Genomic DNA, 24838 nt, shown 5'->3' on the forward strand with positions numbered 1-24838 from the left:
TCGGTGACGGGCGACGAGCACGAACGCCGCTGACCGGAGCCGGTTTCACCGTGGAATGCGCTGAGGCGGGGAAGGCTGGGGTGGTGCGGGGTCGTTGAAGACGACCTGGGGGGAGTTCTGGGACGACTGGTTGAGCGCCCAGAGACCCACGGCGTCGGCGAGGGCGAAGACGAGGGTCACCACGACGGCGAGGATGATCCGGCGCTTGCGTTCGCGCCGCCGCCATTCCCGCTGGACGCGGCGGTAGGCGTCGGGATGGGCCCGGACTCCGCTGGCGAGCTGCTCCAGGGCTTCCCGAAGCTGATCTTCGGTGCTGGCCGGGCCGGTCATCGCCGCTCCTGCAGGATCTTGGTGAGGGTCGCCATGCCCCGGCTGGTGTGCGCCTTGACCGCACCGCAGGAGATCCCCATCGCCGTGGCGATATCGCTCTCCCGGAGGCCGAGCCAGTAGCGCAGGACGAGCGCCTCCCGCTGGCGGACCGAGAGCTGCTGGAGGGCGTCGATGAGCGCTTTCTGATCGTCGCGGAGCAGGGCGACGCTTTCGGCCGAGTGTTCCAGGTCGTTTGACTGATCCGCGTGTTTGCGGACCACTTGGAGGTGGCGCAGGCGCATCCGCGTGAGGTTGCAGACCACCGAGCGCAGGTACGGCAGCGCGGCGTCCGCCGTACGCAACCGGTTCCATCTCCGATGCAGCTGGCAGAAGGCCTCGGCGACGATGTCCTCGGCGTCGTCGGCGCCGAGGAGTACGGCGAGCCGGAGGAGGCTCGTGTAGTGCGTGGCGAAAAGCTGGGTGAGTACGGCTTCGCGGCCCGTGACCGGCTGGTCGGCCTCGACCGGCTCGCCGATGTCCGGGGCGGCGAAAGGCGGCTGCTTGACCGGCCGGCCCGTCTCGACCGGCCCACCGACATCCGGCACGGGGTAAAGCGCGTGTGGCCGGACGTCCGGCTGGATGGCCATCACACCACCGTCCCCGCTTCTGGGGGCACCGGGGTCGGCCGCTCCGGATGTCGCACCGATAAACGATCACATATCGGAGTGAGTCCGATGACGACCACCAAATTCAGGACAAGGGCGAGGACCGCCGGATAGAGCTGGAAGCCTTCACCGCCCAGACCGACCGGGACCAGGGACGAGAAACCGCTGTAAACCACCGCGAGGGTGCCGGCGACCATGCCGACCGCCCAGCCTGCCAGCAGGGCCTGCGGATGGAGACGTCTGGTGAACGCGCCGATGGCGACGGCGGGAAAGGTCTGCAAAATCCACACTCCGCCGAGTAACTGCAGGTTGATGGCGTCCTGGTCGCGAAGACCGAAGACGAAGACCACCGCGCCGAGCTTGGCGGTGAGCGAGACCATCTGCGCGATCCGGGTCTGGTGCTTCGGGGTGGCCGTCGGGTGGAAGCACTCGACGTAGATGTTGCGGACGAACAGAGTCGCCACCGCGACCGACATGACCGCGGCCGGGACCAGCGCGCCCACCGTGAGCGCGCCGAAGACCGCCCCGGACAGGGCCGCGGGCATCAATTCCTTGATCAACAGGGGTACGGCGGCTTCGCCGTTGCCCGGCGGCGCCTGCACGCCGACGGCCAGGGCGGCCACCCCGAGCGTGGCGAACAACGCGAGCACCCCCGTCCAGGAGGGCAGGATCACGGTGGCCCGGCGCAGGGTGTCCGCGCTGGAGGCGGCGAAGGTGACGGTCAGGATGTGCGGGTAGAGCAGGAGCGCCATGGCCGATCCGAGGGCCAGGGTGGCGTAGACGAGGAACTGACTGGAGTCGAGGGTGAGCGAGGCCTGCGCCGAGGTCATCCCGGCGAGAGCCTGCTCGGCGCGGGCGAACATCGGCCCGGGGCCCCCGAGCCGGTCCAGGACCAGGAGGGTGACGGCGAGGATCGAACCGAAGATCGCCGCACCCTTCATCAGCGAGATGACCGCGGGCGCGCGCAGGCCGTGCCGGTAGGTGGCCACCGCGAGCACCGCGAACACGGCGACCAGGGTGAGGTCGCCGAGGATCCCGCGCGGGTAGAGCCCGCCGGCCGTGAGCACGGAGCGGATGCCGATCAGCTGGAGCGCGATGTAGGGCATGGTGGCCAGCACCCCGGTGATCGCGATGACCAGGGCGAGGGCCGGCGAGCCGTACCGGCCGCGCACGAAGTCGGCCACGGTGATGTAGCCGTGCCGCCTGGCCATGGACCAGAGCCGTGGAAGCAGGACGAACGCGAGCGGATAGACGATCACGGTGTACGGCACGGCGAAGAAGCCGAGCGCGCCGACGCCGTACACGAATCCGGGGACGGCGGCGAAGGTGTAGGCGGTGTAGATGGAGCCGCCGAGCAGGAACCAGGTCACCGTGGTCCCGAACCGGCGGTCCGCCAAGGCCCAGCTCTCCAAGGTGGGCAGGGCCGCGGGGGCGCGGAACCGGCGTGCGGCGATCGCGAGCAGTGAGGTGCCTCCCAGCACGGCCAAGAAGGTCGTCGCACTGATCGGTTCAAGCATCGGCCACCGCCCAAAGCACCGCGTATTACCCCTACGTTGCCCCGCCCGTGTGTTTGGTTGACAGGAAACTCCCCGGAAATCTGCTGTAAACCAGATCGCCCGTACCCGCAACCCTTGAGCGAGACCGGGAAACCTTGGAGGCCACGATGGCGAAGCCCGTACGGCGCATCATCGCCGACGTCTGTCTGCTGGTGCCGGTGTTGGCGCTGATCTGGGTTCCGTGGTTTCCCGTCGACGCCCCTCAGCTGGGCGGAATGCGGTTTTTCTTTTGGTATCAGCTCGCCTGGATACCCGGGAGTGTGGTGTTCATGGCCATCGCCTACGTGTTACGGCGTGACCGAGATCGCCCGTAAAACGCCCTAAATCTGGATTCTTGCAATCCCGCTCTGCTTTGCCATGCCCTGATCCGAGGAGATCTTGCCATGCTCCAAAAAAGTCCTAAATCTCTTAAATCCATACTCATCTGGACAGGAGTGGCTCTGGTAGGCGCGATCGCCTGGGGAGTGATCGCCCTGTCCCGCGGCGAGAAGATCTCCGCGATCTGGCTGGTGGCCGCGGCCCTCGGCTCGTACGCGATCGCATACCGGTTCTACTCGCGGTTCATCGTCAAGCGGGTCCTGGGGGCCGACGACACCCGGGCGACCCCGGCCGAACGGCTGGACAACGGGGTCGACTTCCACCCGACCGACCGCCGGGTGGTGCTCGGGCACCACTTCGCCGCCATCGCCGGGGCCGGGCCGCTGGTGGGGCCGGTCCTCGCCGCCCAGATGGGCTACCTGCCGGGGACCATCTGGATCATCGTCGGAGTGATCTTCGCGGGTGCGGTCCAGGACATGGTCACCCTGTTCTTCTCCATGCGCAGGAACGGCAAGAGCCTGGGCCAGATGGTCCGGGACGAGATCGGCCCGGTCGGCGGCGCCGCCGCGCTCATCGCGGTCTTCGCCATCATGATCATCCTGCTCGCGGTGCTCGCCCTGGTCGTGGTGAACGCCCTCGCCCAATCCCCCTGGGGTACCTTCTCCATCGCGATGACCATCCCCATCGCCCTGTTCATGGGCCTCTACCTGCGGATCCTACGACCAGGGCGGGTGATCGAGACATCCGTGATCGGCGTCGTCCTCCTCTTCCTGGCCATCGTGGGCGGCGGCTGGGTGCAGAACTCCTCCTGGGCGGAGGCGTTCACGCTCAGCCCGCAGACCCTGGTGATCTGCCTGGTGATCTACGGCTTCTTCGCCTCGGTCCTGCCGGTCTGGATGCTGCTGGCACCCCGTGACTACCTCTCCACGTTCATGAAGATCGGCGTGATCGGCCTGCTCGCGATCGGCGTGATCATCGTGGCACCCCAGCTGCAGAACGAGGCCGTCACCGACTTCGCCCTCACCGGCCTCGGGCCGGTCTTCTCCGGCTCCCTGTTCCCGTTCGTCTTCATCACCATCGCCTGCGGTGCGCTCTCCGGCTTCCACTCCCTCATCGCCTCCGGCACCACCCCCAAAATGATCCAGAAGGAGTCGCAGATCCGCCTGGTCGGGTACGGCGCGATGCTGATGGAATCGTTCGTCGCCATCATGGCTCTGATCGCCGCCTCGATCCTCGACCCCGGCCTCTACTACGCGATGAACATCCCCGTCGGCGTCCTCGGCACCACCGCGGAGAGCGCCTCCGCGGCGGTCGCGGGCTTCGGCTTCACCATCACCCCCGACGCGCTGCGGGAGGCCGCCGCCGCGGTCGAGGAAGGCAGCATCATCGCGCGTACGGGCGGAGCCCCGACACTGGCCGTCGGAATCGCCGACATCCTCTCCGCCGTCTTCGGCGGCGCCGCGTTCAAGGCCTTCTGGTACCACTTCGCGATCATGTTCGAGGCGCTGTTCATCCTCACCACCGTGGACGCCGGCACCCGGGTCGGCCGGTTCATGCTGCAGGACACCCTCGGCAACGTCTGGAAGCCGATCGGCCGGGTCAGCTGGAAGCCGGGCCTGTGGGGCACGAGCGCGGTGGTGGTACTCGCCTGGGGCTACTTCCTCTACACCGGTGTCACCAACCCGCTCGGCGGAATCAACCAGCTGTTCCCGCTGTTCGGCATCGCCAACCAGCTGCTGGCCGCGATCGCCCTCACCCTCGCCACCACGCTGCTCATCAAGGCGGGCAAACTCAAGTGGGCGTGGGTGACCGGTATCCCACTCGCCTGGGACGTGGCGGTCACCCTCACCGCGAGCTGGCAGAAGGTCTTCCACTCCGACCCGAGGATCGGCTTCTTCGCCCAGCGTGAGCGGTACGCCGACGCGCTCGCCGAAGGAAAGGTGCTCGCCCCGGCCAAGAGTCTGGACGACATGCACGCGGTCGTGGTCAACTCCACCGTCGACGGGGTGCTGGCGGCGCTGTTCGCGCTGCTGGTCGTCGTCGTCATCGCCAACGCCGCGCTCGTCTGCTTCCGGGCGATACGGGCTCGCGCCCCGCTCCCGCTGACCGAGGCGCCCTACGTCGAATCCCGGATCGTCGCCCCCGCGGGCCTGTTCCCCACGGCGGACGAGCGGCGGGAACTCGCCCACGCGGGCGTGGGCCGTACCGAGGACGAAACGCCGTGAGCCTGCGGGACATGGTGCGGTTCACCCGCTGGTACCTGCGCGAACTCACCGGTGTGAACGAGTACGACCGATACCTCGACCGGCACCGCGCCGATCCGCACGGGCCGCTGCTGTCCCGGCGGGAGTACGAGCGGCTGCGCATCGACCGGCAGGACGCCGACCCCGGCAGCCGGTGCTGCTGACGGAACCGCCGACCCCCCACACCCCCGTCCGCCCGCGGCAGGCGGACGGGGGCCATCCCGAAGGAGGCGACGTGGCCGTCCCCCCGCCGTCCCCGGCTCGACCGGGCAGGCCGAAACCACCCGGCCTCTGGGCGAAGGTGAGCCTGGTCACCATCTGGCTCCCCTTCCCCGCGCTGCTCTGGGTCGGCGGCTACGCGGAGTCGGATCCGCGGCTGCTCGGCCTTCCCGCGTTCTACTGGTACCAGCTCGCCTGGGTGGTCATCTCCTCCGGCCTGACGTGGTGCGCCTACCTCCACACGACCCGCCACAAGGGCTGAGGAACCCGATGAACTGGCAGAACGTCGACACAACCGCCCTGGCCATCCTCGCCCTCGCCTTCGTGCTCGTGACCGTCCTGGGCTTCACCGCGGTCCAGGGGCGGCGAGGGCGGCACATCAGCGGCCCGGCGAACGCGCTGGACGAGTGGGGGCTGGGTGACCGGGGCTTCGGCACCGTCTCCGCGTGGTTCCTGCTCGGCGGGACCATCTACACCGCGTACACCTTCATCGCGATACCGGCCGCGATGTACACCTCGGGGGCGGTGGGCGGCTTCTTCGCGGTCCCCTACACGATCATCGTCTATCCGCTGTTCTTCGTCCTCATGCCGCGCCTGTGGTCGGTGTCCCGGCGACACGGCTACGTGACCACGGCCGACTTCGTGCACGGCCGCTACCGGAGCAGAGGGCTGACCCTGGCCGTGGCCGTGACCGGCCTCCTCGCCACCCTGCCGTACATCGCCCTGCAGCTCGTGGGGGTCCAAGCCGTGTTCGAGGTCCTCGGGCTCGGCAGCACCGACCCGCTCATCAACGATCTCCCGCTCGCCGTCGCCTTCACAGTCCTGACCGTCTTCACCTACGTCAACGGGCTCAAGGCCCCGGCGCTCATCGCCGTCCTCAAAGGCGTCCTGCTCTTCCTGGCGGTGCTGGCGATTGTGATCATCGTGCTCACCTGGCCGGGCGGGCTGAGCACGATCTCCCACGCCGCCGAGCAGAAGATGACCACGCCCGACCCGCGGACCGGGCAGCCCGGCGGTGTCTTCATCCCCGGGCCCGCCGGCTACTGGCCGTACGCCACCCTGGCCCTGGGGTCGGCGATGGCGCTGCTCGTCTATCCGCACACCGTCACCGCCGTGCTCGCCGCCAAAAGCCGGAACACGGTACGGCGGAACGCCGGCCTGCTCCCCGCCTTCACCCTGGTGCTCGGGCTCTTCGCGCTCCTCGGCTTCCTCGCGATCGCCACCGATGTACGGCCGATCGGCGTGGACGGCCGGCCGAACCCGCAGCTCGTCGTCCCCCAGCTGTTCGCGGACCTGTTCCCGAGCTGGTTCACCGGCATCGCGATGGCCACGATCGTGATCAGCGCCATCGTCCCCGCCGCGGTGATGTCCATCGCGGCCGCCAACCTCGTCAGCCGGAACGTCTATCGCGACCTCGTCAACCCGCAGGCCGGCCCGCGCAAGGAGCTGTCCGTCTCCAAGTGGGCGTCCATCCTGGTGAAGTTCGGCGCGCTGGCCTTCGTCCTCTTCCTGGACAAGCGGTTCGCCCTGGACTTCCAGCTCCTCGGCGGGATCTGGATCCTGCAGACGTTTCCCGCCATCGTGTTCGGGCTGTACACCCGCTGGTTCCGGCCCGGCGCACTCCTGGCCGGGTGGGTCACCGGGATGGCGTACGGCACGTTCACCGCGTACGGGATCGTCAACCCCGGGACCGGCAGGAACTTCGGCGGAGCGCTCGCGGAGATCCCGCTCCTCGGCGACGGCCGGCTGGGCTACGTCGCCCTGACCGCGTGCGCGTTGAACATCGCCGTCGGCGTCGCCGTGACCGTGGTGCTTCGCGCGACCGGCCGGGGCGCCGACCCCGACCAGACCTCCCCCGAGGACTACCTCGCAGACGTCCACACCGCCGGGCCGAACGTTCGCCCACCCTTGTCCGCCGACCTTCACCATGAAGTCGGATACCCGGTCAAGCACCTGCATACCCCGGGCTGACCTGCAACGAAGGCGGCTCGCGCACCAAAATATACGGACCTTATACAGGCTGCCTGCTTAATAGGTGGCGTCAGAGCTCATTTGAAGGGGGTCTGCCTGGTGCTTAACGCCCTAGTGCCAGGCATCCCGGTCCAGGCGGGGCGGTACGGCTCGATCATCGGGGGATCGTGATCGAGAGGCCACCACGCGGGAACGACACCGGCCGCGACGGTGCCGCCTCGCCTTGGACCCCCCTTCGACCGTTCGGCAGCGCGGAACCACCCGGTAACAGCAGAACGCGTGTCGTCCATACGGAGGCTATGCACGGCTGTCCCTTAATGGCCCCGACGGGATCGTCCACCTCAAGGAGTCACCTCGATGCACAGCGCCCCCCGGCTGCTCATCGCCTCAATGGCTCTCACCGCCTGCCTGCTCGCGACCTGCCTGGTCACGGCCAACGGCCCGGCCACCGCGGCCTCGACCTCGCCGACCCCGTACGACACCATGGTGTTCACGTTGAGCTCGGCGGCGAACGGGCGGTTCATCACGGCCGAGCTCCCGTACCCCGGCATGGACAGGGGCATGCTCCGCTCCCGCTCCGACGTGGTGGGTGAGTGGCAGATCTTCCGGCTGATCAACGCCGGCGGCGGTGCCTTCGGGATCCGGTCCGAGGCCAACGGCCTCTACGTCTCCGCCGAACTCGACTACGCCGGGGACGACCACGGCATGCTCCGGGCCCGCCACACGGCCATCGAATCGTGGGAGCGGTTCCTCGTGGAGGTGCACTCCGACGGAACCTGGTCGCTGCGGTCCGAGGCCAACGGCCGATACGTCTCGGCGGAGGTCTCCTACGCCGGAGCCGACCACGGCATGCTCAGAGCCCGGGCCACCGGGATCGGCTCCTGGGAGAGGTTCCGGGCGAACCAGCGGCACCGGGACGACTCCCTCGACAAGCCGATCTACTTCGTGCACGGCTACGACCCCTCCGGCACCAGCCCCGCCCACAACTGCCAGTCCTACTGGGGAACCGCGCTCGACGACTATCGCAACGGCGACTCCCCCAAGGCCACCGGCACGTTCCACACCGTCGGCTACTACGCGGGCGACTCCGCCTGCGACATCATGATCGAACACGGCAACCGGAACACCGGACTCCGGCATCTCGGGAACAGGCTGGCCTGGGAGATCTACAATCGCTACTCCAGCCGGGGGATCTCCGTGGACGTCGTCGGCCACTCCATGGGCGGGCTCATCCTGCGGGCGGCGCTCACCGGCTCCCAGCAGAAGCTCTCGGGCTGGCCCCCGTACCTCTACATCGAAGACGCGATCACCATGGCCACCCCGCACGGCGGCAGCAACCTGGCTCGGGCGTGCGGCCCCCTCTGGGCCCAGTGCCGGGACATGACCCCGGACTCCGCGTTCCTGGTATGGCTGGACGACGACCCGCAGGGGGATCAGCGCACGGACTGGACGCTGATGAGCGCGGACGACGACGAGTCCATCAGCGCGATCAGCGGGGTGAACATGACGGCGCCACACAAGATCCGATATCCGAAGCCCCAGCCGTCCGGCACCCCGGGTATCGAGCACAACGCCTTCCTCACCCTGCTCAACGGGTACCTCTACCGGTACAAGACCTGCCACCGAAACCCCGCCTGCGGCGACCTGACCCAGTGGGACCCCCCGGTCTCGGTGGTCACGAGCCACGCGGGTTCGCCGATCCACCTGTCACGTCTGGCGGCGTTCCACCACTCGGCCACATGAAGGGTCCAGGCGAAGCGGTGAGGCCCGGTTCACGGCCGATCGGTGAGAGCCCGCGCCTTCTCGCGGCAGGTCTCCGCCGCAGCCTCATCCCCCCGTGCGGCGTAGGCTTCGGCGAGCACCAGGAGGGTCTGGGCGTGGAACTCCGACCATCCCCGGGTACGCCAGAACGCCACCGACTCCTCCAGGCGCCCGATCGCCGAATCGACCGCACCGGCCGCCAAATCGAGCGCTCCCAGGATGAAAAGCGAATCGGCCAGGTGATGGGTCAGGGTGTACTCCCTGCTCATCGACTCGGCCGCCTCCGCCACCCGCCTGGCCCGGATATCCCCCTGCCGCGCGTAGAGCTTGGCCAGGGAGACGAGCGTCCAGGTCTCGGACGAGGGGTCGGGGGATCTGTGGCAGATCTCCATGGACCGGCTCAGGCAGGCGTGACCGTCCTCGAACCGCCGGGCCTCGGTGTAGGCGAGCCCGAGGAACTGCAGCGCGGTCGCCTCGAATCGCTGGTTGCCCATCTCCTCCGCGAGGCGGAGGGCGTTGAGCAGATGCTTGATCGCCTTGTCGACCTCCGACTTCCCGTAGGCCACCGCCAGCGCGAGGTGTGCCCGCGCCTCCCCGCCCAGGTGACGGCTCTCCTCCGCCAGGCGCAACGCCGTACGGGCCTCCGCCAGACCCTCGCCGGCCAACCCGGTCGCCACCAGCCCCCAGGCCCGCATGGCGTGCGCGTCGGACAGCCCCCGCGGCTCGTCGATCTCGCGGAACATGTCCGCGAGCTGCTCGGCGTTGGTATTGAGCGCGACCATGGCGGGACCCTCGTGCCGTGCGCCCGTCCAGGTGGTGATGTCGAGCAGTCCGCGGAGCATGACCGCTTCACCCAGTCTGTTGCCGTTCTTCCGGCACAACTCCAGCGCCATCCCGTTGACGCTCCAGCAGTCGTCGTAGAACCCCCGGACGTCGAAATAGCGCTCCATCGAGCCCGCCAGATCCCAGGCGTACTCGTCGAGCGAGCGCGCGCACGCCTGCCGTACGGCCGCGAGCAGCGCCGGCCTCTCATCCTCGAACCAGGCCATCGCGTCCCCGAGATACTCCTCGACGACGTGCTGCGGCAGGTCCCACCTGGCGGCCGACCCATGGATGATCGCGTAGCAGGGGCCGGGGACGTCCTCCATCGCCCGTTCGGCCAGGCCGAGCCAGGCGCCGAGAGCCCGGGCCACCGCCTCGGGGTCGTCGGAGACGCCTTCGCGGGCGAACAGCCGTACGAGATCGTGAAACCGGTATCGGGGATTCCCCATGGCGTCGACGCCGAACGCGCTCAGGAGTTGCGCCTCCACCAGCTCGTCGAGGAGCGCCTCGCCCTCTTCGAAAGAACACGCCAGCAACGCGGACGCGACCCACGCGGCGAAGTCCGGCGCGTCGAGCAGACCGAGCAGCCGAAAAAGGCGGCGCGCCCGCTCCGACAGCCCGACGTAGCTGAGGGAGATGCTCGCCCGTACCGCCTGATCGCCGGCCACGAGCTGGTCGAGCCGGCTGTGCTCGTCCCGAAGCCGCCGGACGAGCCAGTCCAGGGTCCGCAGCGGCCGGGCGACGAGCCGAGCCCCGGCGATACGCACGGCAAGCGGCATATGTCCGCACAGTTCGGCGATCTCGGCGAGAGCCGAGGATTCCTCCTCCACCCGTTTTCGCCCGACCACTCGGGTGAAAAGCGCCATGGCGTCAGCGGATGGAAGCACATCGAGTTCGACCAGGCACGCCCCCTCCAGGCCGGAGAGCCTGGCCCTGCTGGTGACCAGAACCACACAACTCGGGCTACCCGGCAGCAGCCAGCGGACCTGCTGCTCGCTGGTGGCGTTGTCGAGGAGAATCAGCACCTTGCGCCGGGACAGGTGGCTGCGGAACAGTGCGGCCCGCGCCGACAAGTCCTCCGGCACACTCCACCCGGCCACCCCGAGCGCGGCCAGAAAACCGCTCAGCACCGAAGCGGGCGAGGCGTTGTGCAGGTCCGCGTAGAGCTGACCGTCCGGGAAGGAACCGAGCAGCCGGTGAGCCACATGGACCGCGAGCGCCGACTTGCCGACACCGCCCATGCCTGAGATCACCATCACCGGTGCCTGCCCGTCGGCGGAGACGTAACCCGTCAACTCCGCGACCTGCGCGTCCCTGCCGGTGAAGTCGGCGATGTTGAGCGGCAGCTGTGCGGGCGCCCGATCCTCCCCACGCAGAATCGTCAGGTGCAGCTCCTGCAGCTCAGCCCCCGGCTCGACCCCCAGCTCGTCGGCGAACAGACTCCGGGTGCCCGCGTAAAGGGTGAGCGCCTCGGCCCGCCGACCGCTCTGGGCGAGGGTGAACATCAGCTGTCCACGCGGACGCTCCCGCAGCGGATGCGCCGCGATGTGCCCGACAAGCTCCGGGATGAGCTCGGCGTTCCGCCCCAACGCGATGTCGGCGTCGATCCGGTTCTCCAGAGCCACCAGCCGCAGCTCCTCAAGCCGTTGCGCTTCATCGGTGGTTTCCAGCTCAGCGTAGGCCGGGCCACGCCACAGCCTCAGCGCCCGATCCAGCAAGTCGGCGGCGAGCCGCCGCTCGCCGCGGCGAAGCGCCTCGGCCCCCTGCTCAGCGAGCTCCTGGAAAACGTGGGCGTCCAGTTCCTCCGGCTCAACCGTGAGCACGTAGGCGCCATGCCGGTGCACGAGCCGATCCGAGCCGAGCATGCGGCGCAGCTGGCTCGCGTAGAGCCGGAGATTGTCGACGGCGCTCCGCGGGGGCGACTCGCCCCAGAGCGCCTCGGTGAGCATGTCGGAGGTGACCGGCCGGTTCGCATTGCACAACAGCACGGCCAGCATCGCTCGCTGCTTCGGACCTCGCAACGGGAGCGCGACCCCGTCGACGCTGACCTCTACCTGTCCTAGTACCGCGAAGTGCATGACGGCCCCCTTACGAAGAGCCTCATCAATACCACCAAACAACCCAAAAGCCGTCCATAGGTAACATAGGCTCCCATAAGGGACAAGAATTCAATTAGTGCATTGATTTGATATTTGAGGGAGGGAATATCATCTCCGGGATAAGCTTCGTGGACATGTCCGTAGGCCCCGACTCGGCATGTTAAGTCGGGATACTACACGGCATCGGCTGAATTGATCAGTATGAGAGATGGGTGGTTTGTCGTATCACTCGACCACTGAGGCGTCGGCCGCCAAGCCCGTACGACTGCCACAAGCCCGGATGGAAGCCCCGACCCGTGTACACAGACTCCGAGCAGGCGTCCTGCGCTACGCGCCCCGCCTGGTCGCGATCGTGTCGATGGTCTCGGCCAACCTGAAATCCAGCTCGGTCAAGACGTTACCCGCATCATGGGTGGTCAGCCGGAAAGTGATGTCCCGCCAGCGAATATCGATATCCGGGTGGTGCTTGGCCTTCTCCGCCGCCACCGCCACCTCGTCCACAATCGCGATACCTTCGAGGAAGGTCGGCGCCTTGACCGTCCGGCTGATCTCATTCCCGATCCGGCTCCACTCCGGGATGTCCGCGAGACGCTCGTTGATGTCACTCTCAGCCAATCGCTCGACCATGGCGAGCCTCCCCGGTTCAGCTAACAGACGACCAAAACGCGAGTACATCACAGTGCTCGCCCCCATCGTTCCCCCTCCCCCGCCCGAAATCACCGACCGCCACCGGCTAGCCTCATACGATCGGGCCGGCTGAGAGGAGCCCCATGATCCACGTACCCTTCGCCCTGCTCCTCCTCGTTGTTCTGGTCGGCGCCGTCTCCCTTCTCATCGCGATGATCACCGTCTTAGTCCGCGATCACCGACGCCAGCCCCGGCTCACACGCCGGGAAACACCCCCATCGTGAACCCTCGCCTATCGCCGCCATAGCCACCCGGCAAGCAGCAGAACTTGCCGCAGTGGCGTAGGGATGACCTAGCGGAGCCGGCCATCGCTGTGAGTGGTAAGCAGACCTTGTAGCGCACCCACCGGGGGACCATCCCCACGTGCGTGGGGAGCAGAAGGCCCTGGACGAGCTGGAGGATCCCGAGGAGGGACCATCCCCGCGTGCGCGGGGAGCAGGCCACGGTGAGTGACCCGGGTCCGAGTGTTTTGGGACCATCCCCGCGTGCGCGGGGAGCAGAGCGGGTGCGTCGGCCGGGACCGACCAGGAGAGGGACCATCCCCGCGTGCGCGGGGAGCAGACTGAATGACCTGGGCGTTTACCGCGGGTGGGAGCGGTTTCTCCTTACTTTCGAAGATTTGGACATTTCCGACATAGCCAGGATCGGTCCGTTCTTTCCGGCGAATTCAAGTGTGCTCGGACAAATGTAGCCCGCCACGCGAACGGGGCGGGTACCCGTAAACAGCGCCCGGCGGGAGCCAGCCGGCTTGCCGGCCCGGGGTGGACGGAATCCGCCGACACCCGCGCCGATCCGGTCGCCAACTGCGGAAACCTGTTCTCCGGCCCTGCGACGGTGGTGCCGACCGCGCGGTCCGGTTCCAGGTACGCCGGTGAGGCCATGCGGGGTGGGGACGTCGGTGCCAAGAGAGGCGGGCTTTGCCCGGGGCAGGTGTCCGGCAGACTGGCCCCTCGGTTGGCGCCGGTTGCTGCGTCCCGACTTCCGGCTCGGGGAACCGTGACGGCTGCGAACCCGCCGGGTGGCCTGGGCGCCGGTCGTATCCGGGTGGAGTAATGCCTGCCCTTTTGCGGCTGCACGGCTGAGGGATGAGCGGGTACGGCCCCGGCCGCCCCGGCACGGACCGGTGTGAGCAGGTGGCCTGGCGAGCGTACCGTCGCCCCGGTCCAGGATGGTTTGCCGGTGGTTTCCTCGTTTGCCTGGGTGGGTCCGGCAGCTGCGTAGCGGTCGATCCGGCATCGGGAGCCCGGTCCGGCCGAGGCGGCTGCGGGTTCACAGTGAGGGCCGGTTCTCCTCCAGGCGAACCCTTCGGAAACTGTCGGTGGCCGATGCGACACTGTCCGTATGGAATCGGAGACGGTGAGCGTGGACCCGGCCACGGCCACGCCACAGCAGGTGCTGGAGGCGACACTCCGGCTGGCCGCCGCGTGCGCCCGGCTTCCCGTCCCCGGCTCGGGTGCGGCCTGCATGGAGCGGGCGGCGCTGCTGGGGGACGTGGCCGACGCGGTGGAGGTGGCGCTGGCCCCGCTGGTGGAGCGCATCGACTCCTGCGGGCAGGCCAAGGCACACGGCTTCGCCGGGACGGGGGCGTGGCTGGCCACCGGGCTTGGGACCCGTACGGCGGTGGCCGCCGACCGGCTGGCCCTGGCCCGGACCCTGCGCCGGCTGCCGGAGGTGGCCGAGCGGTTTGAGGGGCATCGGCTTCCTGCGGGGTACGCGGCGGCGATCTGCCGTGCGGTCAGGCACCTGGACGACGCGGACACCGCGGCGGCGGAGGGGATCCTGCTGAGACTGGCCGAGGCCGGGGGGACGGTGGAGCAGGTCCGCAAGGCGGGGGAGCGCATCGTCGAGACTGTGCGGGGCGACTCCCCCGACGGCGACACCCGCAGGGGGTACGCCGATTCCTGGCTTGAGGTGAACGACTCCCCGGACGGCGGGGCGTGGGTGAACGGGTGGCTGGACCCCGAGCTGAAGCAGCTTCTGCAGTCCAAGCTGGACCCGCTGACCTCCCGGACGGCCTCCGCCGGTGCGGGGACGCGGGGCAGGCGCAACGCCGCCGCCCTGCGCACCTTCTTGACCCGGGACGGGCGGGGCCAGGAAGCCGTCGTCGTGATCACGTTGGCGGGCACCGGGGCCGGGGTCGAATCCGGTGGTGTCGCGCCGCCTTCGGACGGCCCGGCACCGCCGGGTGGGGCGGGGAGGTCGTGCGACGGTGCCGCGTCCTCGTCTGGCACGGCCGCCGCAGGTGCGGGCGAAAGCCCGCAGGGAGCCGTGACCGGTTCCCTGTCCGGTGACGTGGTTCCCCTTGCCCGGCGGTCCGGCCGCGCCCCCGTGTTCGCCCCCGGTTCCCCGGAGGCGGCTGGGCGGGGCACCGCGGCCGGGACCGGGGAGGCGGCCGGAACCGGGCCGTCGCCGGGATGTGCCCCGCGTTCCAAGGCGGCGCGGCCTCTCACCGGTGAGAGCGGAAAGGCCGACGGGCCAGCCCGGGAAGATGGCGGCGGGCCCGCCCGGGAACCCGGATCGGAAGCCGACACCGGGAACGCCGCCGATCCCCGGACCCCGCCCGGCCTCCGGGTCGCCCCCGGCGCCGGTGCTGGTGCGGTCACCGGTCCCGCTGGCACGGGCCGATGGGAGATCGTCGACGCCCGCCTGGCAGACGGCACGCCGCTCAGCGCGGCCCAGGCCAGGCGGATCGCCCTCAACCACGGGGTTTCGGTGCTGCTGCTCGCCGGTGACGGCAGGCCGCTCTACCTGGGACACAGAATCCGGTTCGCCTCCGATGCCCAGCGCAGGGTGCTGGCGGTCCGCTACGCCTCCTGCGCGGTGGACGAGTGCGACGTCCCGTCCCGGGCGTGCGAGGTGGACCACGTCGAGGGGTGGGAGTTCGGCGGCCCGACCGACATCACCAATCTGGCCTGCGTGTGCGGGTTCCACAACCGGCACAAGGCCGACCATCCCGGTGCCTATGAGATCGTCCGCAAGGCGGACGGGACGGTGGTGTACCGGATCCTCCGGCCACCCTGGATGCGAAAACACGCCGCCTGAACCGGCCCCGGCGACCGGCCCCATCCGACGGGATCGCGGCCGGCGAGACCTATGGGCCCGTACGTGGGTACACGGCGGCGTACCCTCACTCGGGCCCCGTTCTCCACGTCTGTGAGGGTGGAACGGTGAGGGTGGAACGGCTTCGTGGAGGACCAACGGTCCTGAACAAGCTTGCCCTTCACGCCCCCTGTGGGATGAGCCGGACTGGCTGATGTCCTGGGGACTGCCAAGACCTGATCCGCATGTGGGATCGAGCCGCTATCCCTCACCTACGAAGTGAACTGTCAGGAGACCTCCCTACCCTGAGCCGGTGAGCATGAATGGGAACTATCTACGGGTAACGACCGCCCAACTGGCTCAGGCGATCGGGGACCCGGAATGGGCCGTGGGTTTCGCCGAGGCGGTCATGGATGCGGAGGACGACGTACAGCGACGACCGTTCGATGCCCGTTATCTCACGACCCACAAAGCGTGGCATGCGATCGGCTTCCTCCTTGAGCAGGTCGGCTTTCCGGTGGACATCGTCTATGGGGAGCAGACCTTCACCGATGAGGACTGGGGGTATGAACCACCGAAGTATTTGGACGCTGAGCAGGTTCAGCTCGCTGCCGATGCGCTAGCCAAGATCTCCTTCAACGATCTTGTTGAAGATACCGATCCGGCTGACCTGACCCGAGCTGAGATCTACCCGCAGATGTGGGACGAGCCCGATGCGCTCGTATGGGTACAAAGCTGGTTTCAGCCGATTGTGCCCTTTTTCAAGGCTGCCGCTCGATACGGCGAGGCCATAATCGTGTGGATCGATTGAAACGGCGCCTTTCAGAAACCCCGATCACCACCCCAAGAGACTCCGATCGGCACAGATCACTGTGTACCCAGCATGGGATCACCCAGCCGACCACTCCCCGGTACGGGCGAAGCACTCGAGCTCGGCCTCGTAGGGTGCGGGATCAAGACCACGCGCGCGAACCCACTCCGCACTCAGATGCGTCAACCGGTAGAACTCGGCACCGTCCCCGATGAGCGCGACGACACTGCCCTGTCCCCCGGCGGCGCGCATTCGCGACACCAGATGGCATAAACCCCACAGATTAGTGCCGGTCGACGGTCCAGCCTCTATGCCGACCGTACTGCGCAGCCACCGCATCGCCGCGATCGAAGCGGCGTCCGGTACGGGAATCACCAGATCGATCACCGTCGGCAGAAAGCCGGGCTCGATGCGCGGTCGGCCGATGCCCGGGATACGCGACGGCATCCCCGTGGTGTAGTCGTCGCATCCGCTGGCCCACGCCGGGAAGTAGGCGGAGTTCTCCGGGTCCACCACGGCCAGCCGGGTCAGGTGGCCGTGTCGCCGCAGGTGACGCCCGATCGCCGCCGATGTGGCACCGGTTCCCGCACCGGTCGTGATCCACTCCGGGACAGGATTCGGCTCGCCTTCCAGCTGACCGAAGATCTCGTCGGCGATCGTCGGGCCGTCCCAACCGGCTACCGCCCGTTCAGCGTCGGTGAAGTGGTCCAGAAAGTAGCCGCCGTAGCGCGCGGCCAAAGCACGGGTCTCCTCCTGAATCGCCGCGGGTGGCTGCTCTGCCACCTGCCACTGCCCACCCTCGCGCTCGATTCGGTCCAGGACTTCCGCCGGAGTCTTCGCCGGCACGACCGCGGTGAACGGCACGTCCAGCAGCTTGGCGAACAGGGCTCCGGCGACCGCGACCGCCCCGCCTGTAGCCGCGAAAACGGGCGTGCCTGCTCTGATCGCCCCGTCGGCGACCGCCTGACAGAACATGGCACGAACCAGGCGGTATTTCATGCTGCCCGTGGGGAGCGTCGATTCGTCCTTGAGGTAGATCTCGATGCCTTCAAGCGCAGGCATGCGAAGCGGCCGAAGCGGTGTGGGCGTGAGACCTGGCCCGTCTGCCCGTACGCGCCTGATCGCGTCAGCCGCCCATACGTGGGGATGAACCGCACTCATGTGCCGGACAGTACTGGGAACGCAGCCGCGTCCGGTGTCGACCAAAGCGCCTACCAGGGAAACACAAGTTCACGTGCTGTACGGCACTCACCCGGCCGACTCCGGAGCCTCTTGTTCCGAGCCCGCTCGGAGCAGGCCAGGTCATATGTCGCCGGTGCCGACCCATCGCGGGACACCTCTTAAGAAAACGTCCCCGGAAGACGTCCTCCGGAAAACCGGAGAACGCGAACGCCTGTCTGCCCGGACGGTCCAGGTGCCTTCAGGTCAGCAGGACCGCCACCGGGTCGACGGGAAGAGCGGCTGCCGCAGGCCGTACCCGGCGATGGGTCACCAGGCGACCGGGAGCTCGACCAGGCCGCCGGTCAAGGTGTCGTGCCTCATCCGGAGGTCTTCGATCGGCACCGCCAGGCGCAGGGTGGGGAATCGCGGGATGAGCTGCGAGAACACTTCCTGGAGTTCGATTCTGGCCAGCGGCGCGCCGATGCAGTAGTGCGGGCCGTGGCCGAAGGTCAGATGGGCGGCGCCGTACCGGTGGATGTCGAACAGAGTCGGGTCGGTGAACTCCGCCGGGTCGTGGTTCGCGCCGCTGGTGTCCAGGATGACCAGTTCGCCGGAACGGATGAGCACATCGCCGACTTCGACGTCGGCATGGGCGTAGCGCGGGATGCCACCGCCGTTTCCGCTCTTGGTGGGCGACCTGAGCATCTCCTCGATCATTGCGCCGATCATGGAGGGATCGTCCAGCACGGCCTGACGCTGAATCGGGTTGGTCAGCAGCAGAAGGGTCCCCAGCCCGATCTGCACCACCGTGGTCTCATGTCCTGCGAACAGGACCCCCATGGACATCATGGCGATCTCATCGTCCGCCATCTCTCCGGCGAGACACATCCGGGAGATGACGTCGTCTCCAGGTTCCGCGCGTTTACGGACAACCAGCTGCGAACCGTACGCGTACAGCTCGTTGAGCCCCCAGGAGGAGCGCTCCCTGTCGGTGACGTCTCCTGCGGCCTCCGACCAGGTACGGAATTCGGCTCGATCCTCATAGGGAACGCCGAGCAGCTCGCAGATCACCAGAATGGGCAGCGGTAGCGCGATCGCTTGGTGCAGGTCGGCGGGCGATCCGTTCTTGGCGAGCTCGTCCAGGAGTTCGGTGGTGAGCGTCGCGACGCGCGACCGTAGCCTGCGCATCCGCCCTGGTGAGAAGTGGGGCTGGAGCAGCGAGCGCATCCGGGCGTGATCGGCTTTCTCGGTCTCGTGGTTCCCCATGGGGCCGCCGAACAGCAGTGACTCACCCATCCGTGCCGCTTTGTCCGGCTCGGGGTGGGAGCGGCCGAACCGGTCGTCGGCGAGCAGGGACCGGACCTCCTGATAGCCGGTGACCAGCCATGCCTCATGACCGACTGAAGTGCGGACCCGGTGCACCGGTCCCTGCTCCCGGAGGGTCCGCAGCCTCGGCGGAAGTTCAAGGGGGTGCGCTTGCTCGAAAGGCAGCTGAATAGGTAGTGACATACCCATCTACTCCCGACATTCCCCGTTTATATACTTGGCAGTTAACAAAGCTACATGTACATCTTTAAGTAAACAAGAGGCGTGACTAAGCGTGATGAGCACCACCGGGCAGGCACCGATCCGCCGTCTGCCGCGAGCCGAACGACGTGAGCAGATCCTGGACGCGGCCACCCAAGCCTTCGCCCGGACCGGATACAGCGCCACCAGCCTGGACGACATCGCCACCGAGGCGGCGATCACCCGCGTCCTGCTGTACCGGCACTTCGACTCCAAGGCCGATCTTTACCGGGCCGTCCTCGACCGTGCCTGTCTCCGCGTCCTGGAGGAGGTGCGAGGCGAGGAGTACGACGAGGGTTCCCTTGTCGCGCTGCTTGACGCGGCCGCCACTGACCCGGGCGGGTTCCGGCTCCTGTTCCGGCACGCCGCCCGCGAACCCGAGTTCCGCGAGTTCACCGACAACATCACCAGGCTCTCCACCGAACTCACCCGGCGGAGCCTCGCCCGGCGCGTCCCCGCCGGTCCCTGGCTGGACTGGGCGTCGGCCGTCATCCCCGCGTTCACCATCGAAGCCGTCATCGCCTGGCTCGACGCCGGTCAACCCGACCTGCCGACGGCGGCCGACCGCATCAACCTCGCCATCCAAGGCGTCATCCAAGCCGCCCAAACCTGACGTCTGCCGACGGCCGAAGAAGGTGGCAGGAGAAAGCGGTACGGCCTGTGGGGTTCAAGCGAGCACCATCCGCGGCGGGCAGCGGCCGTTGGCACGGGCCTGGGTTCAAGGCCAGGCTTACGGAGACCAGATGCAATGCCGGGTACGGGAATCGTACGGTCAACGTAGAAACCGCTTTCCGGCGCTCGCGCCTTCTTCGGGCCGCCCTCAGCCTCTCGACCACGGACACCTGGCCGAGCACGTCCTGGTGTATCGGTGAAAGGGTCGACCGTTACCTAGGATCTTTGCGTCGGTATCCGATGAAGAGGTGTCTCAGATCCACGAAGAGTACCCACAGCCACTTTCGTCCCCAGGAGTAGCCGCATGACCTCTGCCGGAAAGGTGCTCTATCTCGTCGTTTGCGGGGCCGGGCCCGCCGGCGAGATCGGGACGCTAGTCGGACTTGCCCGGCAGCACGGCTGGATTCCCCAGGTGGTCGCGACTCCGGCTGCACTCGCTTTCATCGACGTGCCCGAGTTGGAGCGGCTCACCGGGCGTCCGATCCGGAGCCGATACCGCTCCCCCGATGAGCCGAAACCGCCCCGGGCGGACGCCGTCATCGTCGCCCCCGCGACCTTCAACACGATCAACAAGTTCGCGCAGGGCATCGCGGACACCTACGCCCTCGGGGTGCTCGCCGAAGCAGTCGGCCTGGGCATCCCCGTCGTGGTACTCCCGTTCGTGAACAGCGCGCTCGCGGGACGGCTCCCCTTCCGGCAGAGTGTGGACCGGCTACGCGAGGAGGGCGTGTCCATCCTGCTCGGACCGGGCGCGTTCGAGCCGCACCCGCCAAACGGCGAGGCCGCCCCTCCGCCCTGGCACCTCACGCTCACGGAGCTCGCCCGCCTTTCGGCAAAGCCCCATAAATGATCAGTTCTGTACGGCTACGCACCTGCCTAGGGTGACGTTCCTGGTCTGCCAGACAATCGTCATACCGGCTTAAGCCGACGAAGACTATCCGGCCCGATCAGTCCCAGCCGGTCCGTTCACGCAGCCAGTCCAGCGCGATAAGGCCCTGAGCCCGCTGGAACGACCGCACGGTGGGCAGCCCAGGCGGATCGGGGAGGCGACTCTGCCACACCAGAAAGCCGGCGAAAGCCGCGACCACCCGGGTGATGGCCGGGTCGGGATCGGCGATCAGCTCCCTGGGAGGCGGACCGCCCTGCATCGCGATCGATGGTGCCATGGCCAGCCGATCGAACCAGGGCGCACCCACGCACGGATAAGCCCAGTCGACGAAGTAGACGCGATCGGGGGTCAGCAGGATGTTGTCGGCACGCAGGTCACCGTGGACCAGCGAGTCGCCCGCCGCAGCCGCCGCCCAGCCGGTTTCCAGCTCGACCAGCCCGTCCAAATGCCGGGACGCCCATGGATCAAGGCCGGAGACGTCCGAGTCGATCAGACTGCGCCAACCGCGGAACGCCGAGTCGAACTCCTCGGCGATCATCGGAAACGCGCACCCCGACGAAGCCGACATCACCGGCATGCGCTCCGACTCGGCGAACACCCGGTCGAGTTCGTCGCGGCGCCACGGGTTCATCGGATGACGCCCGTCGATGTCCTCGAATATCAGGGTGACCCAGTCGTCAAGCTCGAAGGTGTCCAAAAGCCTGGGTGCGGGCGCCGCCTCCGGCAAGGCGGCCGTGGCCCTGGCCTCGGCCCGGTAGAGACGGACCGCCACGTCGTTCTGTGCCGGACTGACCGCTTTGACGAACGCACGTCGCCCGGTGTCCACCCGAAGCCGTACGGCCGCACCCGGCGAGAAGCCCCCGTGCTGAGTGGCCGCCTCGATCACCTTGCCGCCGAGGAACCTCTCGACTCCGCTGCGAACAGGCGGATGCACGTCATCCCACGAGATCCGGACACCGGACGCAGGCGGATGCCGGCTCTCGGTTTCGACGGACACAGCACATGACGCTATCGCCGGGCCCTCCTGCCGGCGCAATCGATTTTCGCCCCAAGCCCGTCGGCATAGCGATCCCGATCCATCGCGAAATCGCCATGAAACACTTCCCCGCTCCAAAACGCGACCACCGGGTCCCGAACGGGGGTGAAGTCGTGGATGAGGACAATCGTGTGCGCACCCGATCCTGCTTCAGGATCCCGGCATAGGCCTACGACAGAACCCGCGAATCGAAGATCGTCTCTGCCTCATCTCGATTCATGGCTCCCGGTAGCCGCCGATCACACAAGACGACACAACCGCCGGGCTGTACCGCCCCGCCGGAGACCGCCGATGTGCCGGGGAAGCGCCTGTCAGCCGGCCGTGCTTCGATGTTCGGCCAGCTCCAGCTCGATGAACGCGGAGATCATGGAACGCCAGACGGCCTCGGCGACCTCCGGGGCCAACCCTACGGCCTCCGCCTTCGACCTGGCTCCGGCCACGACCCGCTCCACCCGCTCCGGATCCCGTACGCCCTGTTCGTCGCGCTTGAATCCCGCGGCGGCCCGGACCAGATCCTGGCGGCGGGCGAGAAACCCGATCAACTCGGCGTCGATCGCGTCGATGCGATCACGGACCTCGGCGAGGGACGCGGGCGTCCTCGTCACCGGAAAGACCTTCTCCAGCTCCTCAAACTGCAGGTCGGGCCGCGTCGGAACGCCGAACCTCTCCTCGCCGTACGGAAACGGGGTCAGTTCTCCATTGCGGCGGTAGCCGCGGCGCTCGTACCAATCACCGAGATCCTCACGCTGCACGAGGGTCTTCAGCACCATCCGGCGGCACCCCCACTCCACCGTGATCCGCTCGGCCTCCCGCAGGACACGGGTACCCACCTGGGCGCCCTGCGCCGCCGGGCTGATGGCGAACATCCCGAAATAGGCGTCATCCGCGTTGACCCGCTCCAGCTCGAAGCAGCCGATCAGCTCTCCGGCCCGCTCCGCGACCTGGACCATGGTGTACGGCTTCGCCATGACCTCCGCCAAGCCCTCGGGGTCGCAACGTGGTCCCGCCAGGAGATCCGACTCGGTGGTCCACCCCTGTCGTCCGCCGTCACCCCGATACGCGAAGTTCACCAGGTCGACCAGCGCCGGCACATCAGCCGAGGTCGCCGGGCGGAACAGCAGTTCGGGGCCGGAGGTCTGAGCGTGGTCGTCCACCGTCCGCTGCGTCATACCGTCCATACCGCGCATCCACCCCGTCCGAGTCGCCGCACCGGTTCATCAGTTTGCCGATCAGTCACGCAGAGTACCAAGCGCACGAGAACTATCGGGGCATTCCCTCGTATCAGCCGTCAAGCCGACAAGTCACTGCCCATCCACAATGAGGTATTAGACCGTATCTACCAGCGATATCCCGTAAGAGCGGATATTTCGGCATATTGAGAACGGCGGCCGCAGGCCGCGGCGATGCTCACGCGCCACTGTTCATTCGTCACCTACGGCGATCCCTCGCCTGATTCGCGGGCGACCCGGACGCGGTGGCGGCGATATCGGCTCCAGGCGAGCACCGCGGCGATCACGATGATCAGCAGGACGATGCCGCCGACCCGCCCCACCTGCCGCTCGACATACTGCGCGGACGCCCCGGCGAACACCCCGATACCGACATACAGGCTTCCCCACATCAGCCCCCCGAGTAGAGATACAGGGAGAAATCGGAGATATCGCACTCGCGAGGCGCCCACCGCCACCGGAGTCACGGTGCGGACCACCGGAATCAGCCGGGTGACCAGCAGAGCCGCGGGGCCGTACCGTTCCAGCAAGCCCAGCACGCGATCCCAGTGACTCCTGCCGATCCAGCCGACCAGGCGGGTCTCCCGCACCCGCCCGCCGTACCTGCGCCCCAGCCAGTAGTCCACATGATCCCCGCCGGACACCGCGACCGCGACGACGGCGAGCATGATCGCAAACCGCAGCGGATCGGTCGCCGTGGTCGCGAGGATCACCACCGCCGTCCCGTTCGGGAGCAGCACGTTCAACCCGACAATCGAGCCGGCGAACGCGATCAGTCCTATGCCCAGCAGGATCAGCGCATAGGGAAAGCCCAGCAGTGCCTCGACCATGGCAACCATTCGCGTTCCCCCAATGGGCGACCCGGCTACTTGGCGGCCCGGCGGTTCCGCCAGGACTGCGTCCGGAGAAGATCACCGCGCTCCAGGAGGTAGACGAGCCGTGACGCCGCCGCCCGGACCGCGTCGCCGTACCGGTGCCGCTTCTGCGGGGCCACGCTCGTCCAGCGGGTGAGCAGCTCCGCCATCTCCTCCGCCGCCTCTCTGATCACCATATGCCGGGCACTGAGTGTGTAGAGATCGCCGTGGACTTCCGATACGAGTTCCTCGTCGACCCATCGGGTGAGCGGTCTGATCTTCTGCAGGATCTGCGCTTCGATCCCGTTCACCGGACGGCCGTCGACCTTGGGGGAGAGCACCATGGCCCGGATCCGGGCCAGGGCCAGACTCCGCTCGGTCGCGGGCGTGGCCGGATGCTCGGCGAGATCAAGGAGACGCCGGAGCGTCTCCTGCGTCTTGTCATCGAGCATGCCAACCTCATCCGTCGCACCGATCCCCGGCCGACAGCCTACGTCCCCGCTCGACGTTCCCCGCCGGGTACGGGCTCCTCAGTGCCGCCTGGTGCGAAGAAGGTTGCCGTCCGCATCGAAGTGCCGCCATTCGCCGGTCTTCTTACCCGTGACGTACTCCCCGACGTCGAGCAGTTGTCCGTTGGGGTGGTGGCGACGCCACAGTCCGACCTGCTCGCCGTCGTCGAAGTCACCGGCCTGCAGCGGGTTGCCGTTCTCGCGGTGCCACACCCAGCTTCCGTCGAGTTTGCCGTGGGAGTACTTCCCCGCGGCCTTCAGCCGCCCGTTGCGGTAGTAGTACTTCCACTCGCCTGACTTCTCGCCGTCCAGGTAGTGGCCGACCCCGGACAGCTTCCCGTCCTTGAAGCGCTCTTCCACCAGCCCGGACACGGGGGCCTCTCCGTCCGGCTTCTCGGTCGCCATTGTCCCGCTCCCCCTGA

General features: G+C 68.0%; 22 protein-coding genes. 10 read left to right on the forward strand and 12 right to left on the reverse strand.

All coding sequences use genetic code 11. The features are described 5' to 3' along the window. Positions 1-45 precede the first annotated feature (45 nt). From RUR_RS31770 to RUR_RS31780, 3 genes are read right to left on the reverse strand one after another with little or no spacing between them, the layout of a single operon-like run. Positions 46-330: a hypothetical protein gene (locus tag RUR_RS31770; protein WP_283138915.1), complete on the reverse strand. Its 285-nt coding sequence runs from the start codon at positions 328-330 to the stop codon at positions 46-48. After that, on the reverse strand, positions 327-956 hold the full coding sequence (locus RUR_RS31775; RefSeq protein WP_283138916.1) for a SigE family RNA polymerase sigma factor: 630 nt from the start codon (positions 954-956) through the stop codon (positions 327-329). Before RUR_RS31775 ends, RUR_RS31770 begins: the two co-directional genes overlap by 4 nt. Beyond that, positions 956-2491, reverse strand: coding sequence for a sodium:solute symporter family protein (locus RUR_RS31780; RefSeq protein WP_283138917.1), 1536 nt, complete (start codon positions 2489-2491; stop codon positions 956-958). Before RUR_RS31780 ends, RUR_RS31775 begins: the two co-directional genes overlap by 1 nt. 146 nt (positions 2492-2637) lie before the next feature. On the opposite strand from RUR_RS31780, the gene RUR_RS31785 reads away from it, so the two are divergent. The 6 genes from RUR_RS31785 to RUR_RS31810 all read left to right on the forward strand — a co-directional run bounded on the left by RUR_RS31785 (position 2638) and on the right by RUR_RS31810 (position 9024). After that, positions 2638-2844 carry a DUF3311 domain-containing protein gene (locus RUR_RS31785; RefSeq protein WP_283138918.1) on the forward strand — a complete coding sequence of 69 codons (207 nt, stop codon included), beginning with the start codon at positions 2638-2640 and terminating at the stop codon, positions 2842-2844. Positions 2845-2964: 120 nt separating this feature from the next. Then, positions 2965-5073, forward strand: coding sequence for a carbon starvation CstA family protein (locus RUR_RS31790; RefSeq protein ID WP_283138919.1), 2109 nt, complete (start codon positions 2965-2967; stop codon positions 5071-5073). After that, a complete protein-coding gene (locus RUR_RS31795; RefSeq protein ID WP_283138920.1) occupies positions 5070-5255 on the forward strand; it encodes a YbdD/YjiX family protein in 186 nt (61 codons plus the stop codon). Before RUR_RS31790 ends, RUR_RS31795 begins: the two co-directional genes overlap by 4 nt. A 71-nt stretch (positions 5256-5326) precedes the next feature. After that, a complete protein-coding gene (locus tag RUR_RS31800) occupies positions 5327-5572 on the forward strand; it encodes a DUF3311 domain-containing protein (protein WP_283138921.1) in 246 nt (81 codons plus the stop codon). 8 nt (positions 5573-5580) lie between these two features. Next, positions 5581-7281: a sodium:solute symporter family protein gene (locus RUR_RS31805; RefSeq protein WP_283138922.1), complete on the forward strand. Its 1701-nt coding sequence runs from the start codon at positions 5581-5583 to the stop codon at positions 7279-7281. 357 nt (positions 7282-7638) lie between these two features. Further along, positions 7639-9024, forward strand: coding sequence for an alpha/beta hydrolase (locus RUR_RS31810; RefSeq protein WP_283138923.1), 1386 nt, complete (start codon positions 7639-7641; stop codon positions 9022-9024). A 29-nt stretch (positions 9025-9053) separates the two neighbouring features. Here the strand turns inward: RUR_RS31810 and RUR_RS31815 are convergent, their stop codons facing one another. Both RUR_RS31815 and RUR_RS31820 read right to left on the reverse strand, forming a co-directional pair. After that, positions 9054-11942, reverse strand: a complete 2889-nt coding sequence (locus RUR_RS31815) for an AfsR/SARP family transcriptional regulator (protein ID WP_283138924.1) — start codon at positions 11940-11942, stop codon at positions 9054-9056. A gap of 348 nt (positions 11943-12290) precedes the next feature. After that, a complete protein-coding gene (locus tag RUR_RS31820; RefSeq protein ID WP_283138925.1) occupies positions 12291-12590 on the reverse strand; it encodes a 4a-hydroxytetrahydrobiopterin dehydratase in 300 nt (99 codons plus the stop codon). Between the two features lie 1401 nt (positions 12591-13991). Between RUR_RS31820 and RUR_RS31825 the strand changes: the two genes are divergently transcribed. Then, positions 13992-15692: an HNH endonuclease signature motif containing protein gene (locus RUR_RS31825; protein ID WP_283138926.1), complete on the forward strand. Its 1701-nt coding sequence runs from the start codon at positions 13992-13994 to the stop codon at positions 15690-15692. A 316-nt stretch (positions 15693-16008) separates the two neighbouring features. Further along, the gene (locus RUR_RS31830) at positions 16009-16500 is read left to right on the forward strand and encodes a YfbM family protein (protein WP_283139858.1); all 492 of its coding nucleotides are present in this window, start codon (positions 16009-16011) and stop codon (positions 16498-16500) included. 78 nt (positions 16501-16578) lie between these two features. On the opposite strand, the gene RUR_RS31835 is transcribed toward RUR_RS31830, so the two are convergent. Then, entirely contained in the window at positions 16579-17661 is a 1083-nt protein-coding gene (locus RUR_RS31835) for a pyridoxal-phosphate dependent enzyme (protein ID WP_283139859.1), read from the reverse strand. A gap of 327 nt (positions 17662-17988) precedes the next feature. Further along, complete coding sequence (locus tag RUR_RS31840) at positions 17989-19170, reverse strand: cytochrome P450 (RefSeq protein WP_283138927.1); 1182 nt, start codon at positions 19168-19170, stop codon at positions 17989-17991. Positions 19171-19264: 94 nt separating this feature from the next. Between RUR_RS31840 and RUR_RS31845 the strand changes: the two genes are divergently transcribed. Further along, on the forward strand, positions 19265-19840 hold the full coding sequence (locus RUR_RS31845) for a TetR/AcrR family transcriptional regulator (RefSeq protein ID WP_283138928.1): 576 nt from the start codon (positions 19265-19267) through the stop codon (positions 19838-19840). 363 nt (positions 19841-20203) lie between these two features. Further along, positions 20204-20749: a flavoprotein gene (locus tag RUR_RS31850; protein WP_283138929.1), complete on the forward strand. Its 546-nt coding sequence runs from the start codon at positions 20204-20206 to the stop codon at positions 20747-20749. A gap of 97 nt (positions 20750-20846) precedes the next feature. On the opposite strand, the gene RUR_RS31855 is transcribed toward RUR_RS31850, so the two are convergent. The 5 genes from RUR_RS31855 to RUR_RS31880 all read right to left on the reverse strand — a co-directional run bounded on the left by RUR_RS31855 (position 20847) and on the right by RUR_RS31880 (position 24821). Further along, entirely contained in the window at positions 20847-21785 is a 939-nt protein-coding gene (locus RUR_RS31855) for a phosphotransferase (protein ID WP_283138930.1), read from the reverse strand. 350 nt (positions 21786-22135) lie between these two features. Next, on the reverse strand, positions 22136-23002 hold the full coding sequence (locus RUR_RS36740) for a GNAT family N-acetyltransferase (RefSeq protein ID WP_346349084.1): 867 nt from the start codon (positions 23000-23002) through the stop codon (positions 22136-22138). Positions 23003-23256: 254 nt separating this feature from the next. Next, positions 23257-23892 carry a DedA family protein gene (locus tag RUR_RS31870; protein ID WP_283138931.1) on the reverse strand — a complete coding sequence of 212 codons (636 nt, stop codon included), beginning with the start codon at positions 23890-23892 and terminating at the stop codon, positions 23257-23259. Between the two features lie 26 nt (positions 23893-23918). Then, entirely contained in the window at positions 23919-24359 is a 441-nt protein-coding gene (locus RUR_RS31875; protein ID WP_283138932.1) for a hypothetical protein, read from the reverse strand. A 78-nt stretch (positions 24360-24437) separates the two neighbouring features. Then, positions 24438-24821 carry a toxin-antitoxin system YwqK family antitoxin gene (locus RUR_RS31880; protein WP_283138933.1) on the reverse strand — a complete coding sequence of 128 codons (384 nt, stop codon included), beginning with the start codon at positions 24819-24821 and terminating at the stop codon, positions 24438-24440. Between the last annotated feature and the right edge of the window lie 17 nt (positions 24822-24838).

This window comes from Rhizohabitans arisaemae, assembly GCF_025996515.1.
GTDB classification, from domain to species: domain Bacteria; phylum Actinomycetota; class Actinomycetes; order Streptosporangiales; family Streptosporangiaceae; genus Rhizohabitans; species Rhizohabitans arisaemae.